Annotated in this window: 8 protein-coding genes and 2 tRNA genes; 5 read left to right on the forward strand and 5 right to left on the reverse strand. The window is 31.7% G+C overall.

The genetic code is table 11. The features are described from left to right. Positions 1 to 25: 25 nt before the first annotated feature. Complete coding sequence (gene folK, locus AC9UFV_RS03560; RefSeq protein ID WP_509572844.1) at positions 26 to 1,162, forward strand: 2-amino-4-hydroxy-6-hydroxymethyldihydropteridine diphosphokinase; 1,137 nt, start codon at positions 26 to 28, stop codon at positions 1,160 to 1,162. A 1-nt stretch (position 1,163) separates the two neighbouring features. Here folK and AC9UFV_RS03565 read toward each other — a convergent pair whose 3' ends face one another. Together AC9UFV_RS03565 and AC9UFV_RS03570 are read right to left on the reverse strand one after the other, a co-directional pair. Continuing rightward, complete coding sequence (locus AC9UFV_RS03565) at positions 1,164 to 1,691, reverse strand: RNA methyltransferase (protein WP_509572846.1); 528 nt, start codon at positions 1,689 to 1,691, stop codon at positions 1,164 to 1,166. 67 nt (positions 1,692 to 1,758) lie between these two features. Beyond that, entirely contained in the window at positions 1,759 to 2,226 is a 468-nt protein-coding gene (locus AC9UFV_RS03570; RefSeq protein WP_509572848.1) for a DUF1573 domain-containing protein, read from the reverse strand. 162 nt (positions 2,227 to 2,388) lie between these two features. Here AC9UFV_RS03570 and mutS point away from each other — a divergent pair, with 162 nt between their 5' ends. The 4 genes from mutS to AC9UFV_RS03590 all read left to right on the forward strand — a co-directional run bounded on the left by mutS (position 2,389) and on the right by AC9UFV_RS03590 (position 5,952). Beyond that, positions 2,389 to 4,995: a DNA mismatch repair protein MutS gene (mutS, locus tag AC9UFV_RS03575; RefSeq protein ID WP_509572850.1), complete on the forward strand. Its 2,607-nt coding sequence runs from the start codon at positions 2,389 to 2,391 to the stop codon at positions 4,993 to 4,995. A 192-nt stretch (positions 4,996 to 5,187) separates the two neighbouring features. Beyond that, positions 5,188 to 5,260 (forward strand) — tRNA-Gly (locus tag AC9UFV_RS03580). Positions 5,261 to 5,406: 146 nt separating this feature from the next. Continuing rightward, positions 5,407 to 5,492: transfer RNA gene (locus AC9UFV_RS03585), tRNA-Leu, on the forward strand. 112 nt (positions 5,493 to 5,604) lie between these two features. Next, entirely contained in the window at positions 5,605 to 5,952 is a 348-nt protein-coding gene (locus tag AC9UFV_RS03590) for a YegP family protein (protein ID WP_509572852.1), read from the forward strand. A gap of 66 nt (positions 5,953 to 6,018) precedes the next feature. Here the strand turns inward: AC9UFV_RS03590 and AC9UFV_RS03595 are convergent, their stop codons facing one another. The 3 genes from AC9UFV_RS03595 to AC9UFV_RS03605 all read right to left on the reverse strand — a co-directional run bounded on the left by AC9UFV_RS03595 (position 6,019) and on the right by AC9UFV_RS03605 (position 9,844). Continuing rightward, complete coding sequence (locus tag AC9UFV_RS03595; RefSeq protein WP_509572854.1) at positions 6,019 to 6,228, reverse strand: hypothetical protein; 210 nt, start codon at positions 6,226 to 6,228, stop codon at positions 6,019 to 6,021. Positions 6,229 to 6,414: 186 nt separating this feature from the next. After that, positions 6,415 to 8,574: a S46 family peptidase gene (locus AC9UFV_RS03600; protein ID WP_509572855.1), complete on the reverse strand. Its 2,160-nt coding sequence runs from the start codon at positions 8,572 to 8,574 to the stop codon at positions 6,415 to 6,417. A 13-nt stretch (positions 8,575 to 8,587) separates the two neighbouring features. After that, on the reverse strand, positions 8,588 to 9,844 hold the full coding sequence (locus AC9UFV_RS03605; protein WP_509572857.1) for a 3-deoxy-D-manno-octulosonic acid transferase: 1,257 nt from the start codon (positions 9,842 to 9,844) through the stop codon (positions 8,588 to 8,590). Positions 9,845 to 10,087: the final 243 nt, after the last annotated feature.

Below are 10,087 nucleotides of genomic sequence, written 5' to 3' on the forward strand. Positions count from 1 at the left end.
TTTCTTTTGTTAATTTGCAGTTAATATGAAAGTCCAAAATCAAGCCATTTTATCGATAGGAAGTAATCAAGGCAATCGTCTTGAAAACATTCAAAAATGCATTCAATTGATTCAATTGGAGATTGGAACGGTGTTTTCAGTTTCAAAGTTATATGAATCTCCTTCTTGGGGTTTTGATAGTGACTCATTTTACAATTGTGCAATTGCAATTCACACCCATAAATCAGCTCAAAAGCTATTGTCAGGACTTTTAAAAATTGAAAAAAAACTGGGTAGAATTAGAAGTTCAAAAGAAGGTTACCATCCTAGAACTATAGATATTGATATTATCAGTTTTGAAAATGACATTATAAATTCTGCAACTTTAGTGGTTCCGCATCCGCAAATGGAAAAGCGGTTGTTTGTATTAATGCCAATGTGTGACTTACAATTAGAATATTTACATCCAATTTTTCAAAAATCAACTCAAGAATTGATAGCCATTTGTGAAGATAAAAGCAGTTGTAAAGTAATTTCTGATTTGGATTTGCCAATAGAAAAATACCAGCTACAGCAATACAATTATATTGCGATTGAGGGAAATATTGGCGCTGGAAAAACAACACTTGCAGAAAAAATTGCCCAAGATTTTAATGCAAAAACTGTATTTGAGCGCTTTGCCGATAACCCGTTTTTACCAAAATTCTATAAAGATCAAAATAGGTATGCTTTTCCTTTGGAAATGTCTTTTCTAGCTGATAGATACCAACAATTGTCTGATGATTTAGCACAATTTGACTTATTTAAAGACTTTATTGTTGCCGATTACCACATCTTTAAATCGTTAATATTTGCAAAAGTAACTTTGCAGGAGGACGAATTCAGACTCTATAAAACGTTGTTTGATATTATTTATAAAGAAATGCCGAAACCTGATTTGTATGTTTATTTGTATCAAAATACTGATCGATTATTGCTAAATATAAAACGAAGAGGCAGAAGTTACGAGCAAGAAATCCCTGCTGATTATTTGGATAAAATCAATAAAGGGTATTTGGATTACATCAATTCTCAAACCAATTTAAACGTTTTAATTATAGATGTATCCGACAGAGATTTTGTAAAAAATCAAAGTGATTATGTTTATATTTTGGATGAAATTATAAAAATAATAGAGAATTAAATCACCTCATTTTTTTGAAAAAATCCCAAATTACAATTCCTGCGCTAACAGCAATATTTAAAGAATGCTTGGTTCCTAGTTGAGGGATTTCTATCGTTCCGTTGCAAATTTCTACAGCTTTTTGAGCTACCCCAAAAACTTCATTGCCAAAAACTAAAGCGTATTTTTGATCACTTTCAATTTCAAAATCTTGTAAGAATATTGAACTTTCAACTTGTTCAATTGCATAGACTTTTACTCCCTCTGATTTTAATTTTTCTATAACTTCAAGAACATTTTCAGAATATTCCCAAGATACAGTTTCAGTTGCGCCCAATGCAGTTTTATGAATTTCTTTATTAGGTGGAGTTGCTGTAATCCCGCACAGAAATATTTTTTCAACTAAAAAAGCATCCGAGGTTCTAAATACTGACCCAATGTTATTCAAGCTTCGAATGTCGTCAAGTATAATTATTAAAGGAGTTTTGGTGGCATCTTTAAAATCGTTAATTGATTTTCTATTTAATTCACTGTTTTCTAGTTTACGCATAATTTATTCAAGGTTCAAAAAAAAAGCTCCCTGATAAAGGAAGCTTTTATTATATTTTAAAATATATTTAGCTTTTTGGTACTACTGGAGTAGCTGTTGTAGGATCTGGTAAAACAGTTCCTTTAATTGTTAAAACTTTTGTAGGTTGACCTTCAGCATTAGAACTTACAGTAACTGTTTTTGTAAAAGCACCAACTCTGTCTGTAGCATACTTTACACCAATTTCACCCTTTCCTCCTGGCGCGATTGGTTCTTTTGGAGTAGTTGGAACTGTACAACCGCAAGATCCTTGGGCATTTGTAATAATTAATGGTTTGTTACCATTATTAGTAAAAACAAATTTACGCGCACCATCAGAGTTGTGTTCAATTGTTCCGTAATCTATAGTTTCAGTTTCGAAAACCATTCCTGCACCTTCTAACTTTGCAGGAACTGTTTTAGTAACTGCAGAACCTTTAGCTTTTTTTGAATCTTGAGCATTAGAAGTAGTAACCCCTAAAACGGTTAACATCGCAAATAAAAATATCTTTTTCATTTTAATTTTAATTTAATTATCGAACAAATCTAAAGAAAAAAATCAATTCTGGATATAAAATTATCTTAAATTTAAATTAATTTTCGAAACGCCCAATTTCAGATTAAAAATAATTAAATTCGCTTTTAGAAAAAATTACATCCATTTATTAAATACTTTACGTTGGCAGCTAAAGAAAAAGAAGTTAAAGAAACCCCGTTAATGAAGCAATATAACGAGATCAAAAGGAAATATCCTGATGCTTGTTTGCTGTTTCGTGTTGGAGATTTTTATGAAACTTTTGGAGAAGATGCGGTTCGAGCGTCAAAAATACTTGGAATTACTCTTACAAAAAGAGGTGCGGGATCAGAAACAGAAACTGCCTTGGCAGGATTCCCACATCATTCTATAAACAACTATTTGCCAAAATTGGTAAAAGCAGGACTTCGAGTTGCCATTTGTGACCAACTAGAAGATCCTAAAACGACTAAAACTATTGTCAAAAGAGGCGTTACGGAACTGGTTACTCCGGGAGTTTCAATGAATGATGAGGTTTTACATTCTAAAACGAATAATTTTTTGGCATCCATTTATTTTGGTAAAAAAGCCATTGGAATTTCCTTTTTAGATGTTTCTACAGGTGAATTTTTAACAGCTCAAGGAACTGAAGATTACATTGATAAATTATTGCAAAATTTTAATCCAAGTGAAGTTTTAATTCCTAAAAATAATAGAAACGATTTTAAAGAAATCTTTGGAGAAGAATATCATAATTTTTATTTAGAAGACTGGGTTTATAAGGAAGATTATGCATTTGAAACCCTAACCAATCATTTTCAAACGGTATCTTTAAAAGGATTTGGAATTGAAGAATTGCCAGAAGGCATTATCGCATCTGGAGCTATTTTATATTACCTTTCGGAAACGCAACACAATAAATTACAACATATTTCTTCAATTCAGCGAATTGCGGAAGATGCCTATGTTTGGATGGATCGATTTACAATTAGAAATTTAGAATTGTATCACAGTTATAATCCAAACGCAGTCACATTATTGGATGTTATCGATAGAACGCTTTCGCCAATGGGAGGAAGGTTGTTAAAACGTTGGTTGGCATTACCGTTAAAAGATATCAATCGAATTAAAAGTCGCCACGAAGTTGTTTCTTACTTAAAAGAAAATCAAGGTGTTTTAAAAGAAATTCAACATCAAATCAAGCAAATTTCTGATTTGGAACGATTAATTTCAAAAATAGCTACAGGAAAAGTTTCGCCTCGAGAAGTGGTTTATTTAAAGGAATCTTTAGACGCAATTATTCCAATAAAAAAAATAGCGTTGGAAAGTCCACAAGAAGCGGTTAAAGTAATTGGTGATAAATTACATGATTGTGAATTGCTCCGCGAAAAAATAAAAACAACTTTAAATCAAGATGCGCCAGTTGCTATTGCAAAAGGGAATGCAATAGCAAAAGGTGTAAATCCTGAATTAGACGAATTAAGATCTATTTCAACTTCAGGAAAAGATTTTTTAGAAGGAATTGAGAAACGAGAATCGGAGAATACTGGGATTTCATCTTTAAAAATATCTTTTAATAATGTTTTTGGTTATTATATTGAAGTTAGAAATACTCATAAGGATAAAGTACCGTCTGACTGGATTCGCAAACAAACCTTAGTAAATGCCGAACGTTATATCACTGAAGAATTAAAAGAATATGAGTCTAAGATTTTGGGTGCCGAAGAGAATATCCATAAGTTGGAGTCAGAATTATTTGAACAATTAGTTGCTTGGATTACCACTTATATAAAACAAGTTCAGCTTAACGCCAATTTAGTGGCGCAGTTGGATTGCTTGACTTCTTTTGCACAGTTAGCGATTGAAAACAAATATGTATGCCCGGAATTAGATGAAACCTTTGAATTGGATATTAAAAATGGTCGCCATCCTGTAATTGAAAAACAATTGCCTGTTGGTACTCCTTACATTGCAAACGATGTTTATTTAGATCGTGAAACCCAGCAATTAATTATGATTACTGGTCCGAATATGTCGGGAAAATCGGCAATTTTACGCCAAACTGCATTGATAGTATTACTCGCTCAGATGGGCAGTTTCGTTCCAGCAGACCAAGTTAGAATGGGAATTATCGACAAGATTTTTACCAGAGTAGGGGCTTCAGATAATATCTCGATGGGTGAATCTACTTTTATGGTAGAAATGAATGAAACAGCCTCGATATTGAATAATTTATCTGATAGAAGTTTGATTTTGTTAGACGAAATTGGAAGAGGAACCAGTACTTATGACGGAATTTCTATTGCCTGGGCAATCGCCGAATTTTTGCACGAACACCCATCGAAACCGAAAACTCTTTTTGCAACGCATTATCACGAATTGAATGAGATGAGTGAGTTGTTGCCTCGAATTCAAAATTTCAATGTTTCTGTTAAAGAATTAAAAGATACCGTTCTGTTTATTAGAAAATTAGTAAAAGGAGGAAGCGCTCATAGTTTTGGAATACATGTAGCTAAAATGGCTGGAATGCCACAAACTGTAATTTTAAAAGCGCAAAAATTACTTAAAAAACTAGAAAAAGACCATTCCGGCGATGCTTTAGCTGGAATAAAATCAGAAAAAGAAGAAATGCAAATGAGTTTCTTTAATCTAGACGATCCTTTATTAGAAGAAATTAAAGAAGAGATCTTAAATTTAGATATAAATACGTTAACTCCAATTGAGGCGATGATGAAACTCAATGAAATCAAAAGAATGTTGACTAAAAAATAAGATATTTTTAGTTTAAAGGTAACGTTATCAGAAGGTTAAAACGAGGGCTTTATTTTTTTAAAAAAAAGGCTTGTGTAATTGAATAATTGTATTAAATTTGCCTCCGCAAACAAGTTCAACGAACGGCTTTGTAAATAAAAGTTAGGTGCGTAATACAGAACAAGTAAAGCAGCTCTTTGTAAAAATTGAAATGCGAAAATAGCTCAGTTGGTAGAGCGCGACCTTGCCAAGGTCGAGGTCGCGGGTTCGAGCCCCGTTTTTCGCTCAAACATCATAAACGCTCGGATGGTGTTATATTAAATTAATTTTATTTATATAATTAGAATATAACATTAGATTGAAAATGCTAGGATGGTGCTATATTTAATTAATTTTTTTTAAAAATTAGAATATAACATTGTAAAGTTTAATGCTCGGATGGTGAAATTGGTAGACACGCTGGACTTAAAATCCAGTGAACAGCAATGTTCGTGCGGGTTCAAGTCCCGCTCTGAGTACTAAAAAGCTTCAAACTTTAGGTTTGGAGCTTTTTTTATTTTATTAAGTTTAAAATTGGTCACAAGTCTTAAACCATAAATCTAAATTCATAAATCTTAAATCTAAAATCAAATGGGTGCTTTTGTGATCAGTAAAAGATTTGACGATTATTATAAATTTGTTTTCACTTCTAGAAAAGGGAAAGCAATATTTACCAGTTTTCGATACGAACTAAAATTTGAATGTGAGGAAGGAATAGAGTATTTTAAAAACGCAATTGATTTTGTTGTTTTTGAAAAAGAAAAATCATCGGGAGGCAAGTATTATTTTAAAATTATTTTAGAGAATACTCATTTTGCAACCAGTAGAAAATACAATACAGAATTATTATTGGAAAAAGGAATCAATGAAATTAAGGACTACGCTCACAAAGCTGAAATTCTAGATTTCACTTTAAATGAAGTTCTTTTTACTGATTAATCTAATTGTAGAAATAAAAAAAAGCCACGCATTGCGTGGCTTTTCAAATTCTTAGATTGTATCTAATTAATTTGTAGCTGGAGCAGCTTCAGCTGGAGCAGCTTCAGCAGGTGCAGCAGCATCAGCTGGAGCAGCAGTTGTGTCAGCTGGAGCAGCAGTTGTATCAGCCGGAGCTTCTACTGCTGGAGTTTCTGCTGGAGCAGCAGCTTCTTCTTTTTTACAAGATACAGTTGCTAAAACAGCAACAAATGCTAAACTTAAAAGTACTTTTTTCATCTTACTTAGTTATAAAAGGTTAATTATTAATTCGGAGCAAAGATATAAATTTTTTAATAGTAAAAATTATTTTTTAATTTTTTTTCAAAAAAATAATATTTTGCAACTGTTAATTTATTTAACAATTACTGTGCCAAAAATTAAAAATCATTTAAAAATCATTAAAAATTTTAATTTAAAGGCTAATTACTTATTTTTCAGCGTTTTAATTTTCTTAGGGTGTACTAATTTCAATTCTTCAATTAAATTATTTGCACCAGCATACTTGTCAATTATGAATAAAACGTATCGAATATCAACCATTATATTTCTACAAATGCTAGGATCATAGTAAATATCACTCATTGTTCCTTCCCAAACACGGTCAAAATTCAAACCAATTAAATTTCCATTTGCATCAATAGCCGGGCTTCCTGAATTTCCACCTGTAGTGTGATTTGTACCAATAAAGCAAACAGGCATTTTACCATTTTCACCATATTGACCGTAATCTTTCTTTTTATATAAGTCAATTAATTTTGCTGGCACATCAAATTCGTAATCACCCGGAATGTATTTCTCCATAGCCCCATCTAAATAAGTTACCGGAGTATAAATCGTAGCATCTTTTGGTTCATAACCTTTCACTTTCCCATAGGTAACTCTCAAAGTGCTATTTGCGTCTGGAAATATTCTAGAACCATTATTTAACTCCAATTGCGCTTTCATGTAAGTTCTTTGTAAAGCGGTAATTCTCAAATTGATTTCATCATATTTAGGCGCAACTTCCTTCAAGAATTTATCGGCCATACTTTTAATAACAATAAAACCCTTATCAGTATTTAAATTTGCTAAAACTGTTTTTGAATCACCTGAAAGTAGCTCTTTAATTGTGCTGTAATTTACCAATTTTGAATTTCCATAAACATCATTTGCAAGTTCAATAGCATTGATGTTGCTTAAATTATTTGGTATAAATTCCTTAGGGGATTTTGTAGAATATAAATGAATCAATTTCTCAAATACTTTTTGATCCACATTAGCATTAAAATCTTTATAAAAATCGGCTAAACCTGCAATCAAATTGTTTTTTCTATCGTTAAATGCTTGTTCTCCCTTAGAATTATATACTTGTTCTAATTGGTATAATTTATATCCAACACTCAAAAGCTCTGTATTTCTTAAAGCCACTTCTGAAAAATAATCTCTAGCTAACGCATAAGATTTAATTTCAGTATAGTATTTTTCAAAATCGGTAAGTAAATTTCCATATTCCGATTTTTTTCCTGCTTTTACAACCTTTTCTTGGAAAACAACTTCTTGCTTTCTTTTGATTTCAACGGCATTCGATTTTGTTAACCCTTGTGTTTCCCCAATCCATTTTTTCCAATAATTGGCAATACTTGCATACTTTGAAGCATATTGAATTTTGATCGCGTTGTCTTTTCTCATAAATCCATCTGCAACTTTCAAAGCTTGGTCACGGATTTCAATTTTTGCTGGATTTAATTCTTTTACGATTTGCTCAATTGCAACTGCCGGTAAATATTCATTTGTTTTTCCTGGGTAACCAAAAACCAATGTAAAATCATCCTCTTTTACACCATCTAATGAAACTGGTAAAAAGTGTTTTGGAGTATAAGGAACGTTATCTTTTGAATAGCTAGCTGGGTGATTGTTTTTGTCAGCGTAAATTCTAAACAAAGAAAAATCCCCAGTATGTCTTGGCCAAACCCAGTTGTCGGTATCCGAACCAAATTTCCCAATTGACGATGGTGGAGCACCTACTAAACGAACATCTTTAAATGTTTCAGTAACAAAAAGCATATACTGATTTCCTTCATAAAAAGTTCTGATTTTGTTTTCTTGCCAGCTTTCCTTTGGTAAAGAATTACTTAGTGAAGTAATGTTTTCTTGAATTTTCTTTTGTTTTTCCAATTCAGTTGCCAATGATGCAGTACCTTCCAATACTTTCGAAGTGACATCTTCAATTTTAACAATAAAAGTCACCACCAAATCTTCATTTGGCAACTCTTCCGACATTTTATATGCCCAAAAACCATTTGTTAAATAATCATGATCTACTGTAGAGTGATTTTGAATAGCATCAAATCCACAGTGATGATTGGTTAACAATAATCCTTTCGGAGAAATAACTTCAGAAGTACATCCACCATTAAAATGCGGTACAGCATCTTTCAAGCTAGATTTATTTACTGAATAAATATCGGCGGCAGTCATTTTCATGCCTAAATTTTTCATCTCTTTTTCGTTCATTCCCTGTAATAACGAAGGAATCCACATTCCGCCTTGTTGCGCTTGAACTTGAATTACAAAAAATAATAGTAGTAATTTTAAATGTCTCATTTTTAATTATTTGTTAGTTAGTTTTTTTCTGAATAATATAATTCATTATGATTTCTGTAGCATTTTTATTCATTTCTACAAAGGTGCTACAAATATGTCCTTTTTCAAGGCGAATGTCTGAATTTTGTAATAATTTGTCAAATGTCTCGTTCAACTCCTCTTGGTTACTTATTGAAGTACAGCCTTCCATTTTTACTAATGCGGTTGCTTCCGCAAAATGACTGTAATTCGGTCCAATTATTATTGGCACACCAAATGTAGCAGGTTCTAAAATATTATGAACACCAGGTTTTCCAAAGCCTCCACCCACATAGGCTATATCAGCATAACTGTATATTTTAGTCAAAATACCAATTGTATCAATAATTAAAACATCGTGTTCAGCCAATTTTGAAGCTTCCAAAACATTGAAATTAATTGAAGAAAACAAGATGGTTTTTTTAGAAATTTGATTTTTTAAATCGGCAATCTGATCTTTATTTATGTTATGTGGAGCAATAATAAATTTAACATTATTGGACGAATTGATGTAATCTACCAATAACGATTCGTCTTTTGGCCATGAACTTCCTACCACTACTGTAAGGGAATTATCTTTAAATTTCTCAATAAAATCCAATTGGTTGTTTTGATTTAAAATTGCGAAAACTCGATCAAAACGGGTGTCACCAGAAACAGTTACATTCGTTTTCCCAAGTTTTAATAACAACTCTTTAGAACTTGAATTTTGTACAAAAAAATGTTCAAATGCATCTAAAGCTTTTCTGTAAAAACCGCCATAGCATTTGAAAAAGACTTGCTTTTCTCTGAAAATACCAGAAATTAAGTACGTTGGAATTTCCCTATTTTGTAATGCATTTAAGTAATTTGGCCAATATTCATATTTAATAAAGAAAGCCATATCGGGACGAACAATTTTCATGAATTGTTCTACATTCGATTGGGTATCCAAAGGCAAATAAACAGTAACGTCGGCAATGGTGTTATTTTTTCGAACTTCATAACCCGATGGCGAAAAAAAAGTCAATACAATCAAGTGATTTGGAAACCTACTTTTCATTCGTTCCATAACTGGCAACCCTTGCTCATACTCACCTAATGAAGCCGCATGAAACCAAATTGTTTTATCGTAATACTTAATTTTATTTGATAATACATTAAAAACGGACTTTCTACCTTCAACAAAAAGTTTAATTTTTTTGCTGAAAAGCGCCACGATTTTTAAAATTAAATCGGCCAAAACAACGATTAAATTATATATAAATAACATTGATTGTAATTTGTGGCGCTAAAATACATCACTTTATAGAATTTTCATTGATATAACTCATTAAATAACTATTTTTGTATTCAGTTTGAAGAAATTAGTATAGAAATTTGCCTATTTTCTTTAAATTTAAAACTTATTTAATCTATTTATTGATGAAAAAAATCCAAATGGTTGACCTGAAAGGGCAATACGAAGCTATCAAAGAAACGGTAAATAACTCTATTCAAGAAGTTTTAGATACCA

The sequence above is a fragment of the Flavobacterium sp. genome (assembly GCF_044349645.1).
Lineage (GTDB): Bacteria > Bacteroidota > Bacteroidia > Flavobacteriales > Flavobacteriaceae > Flavobacterium.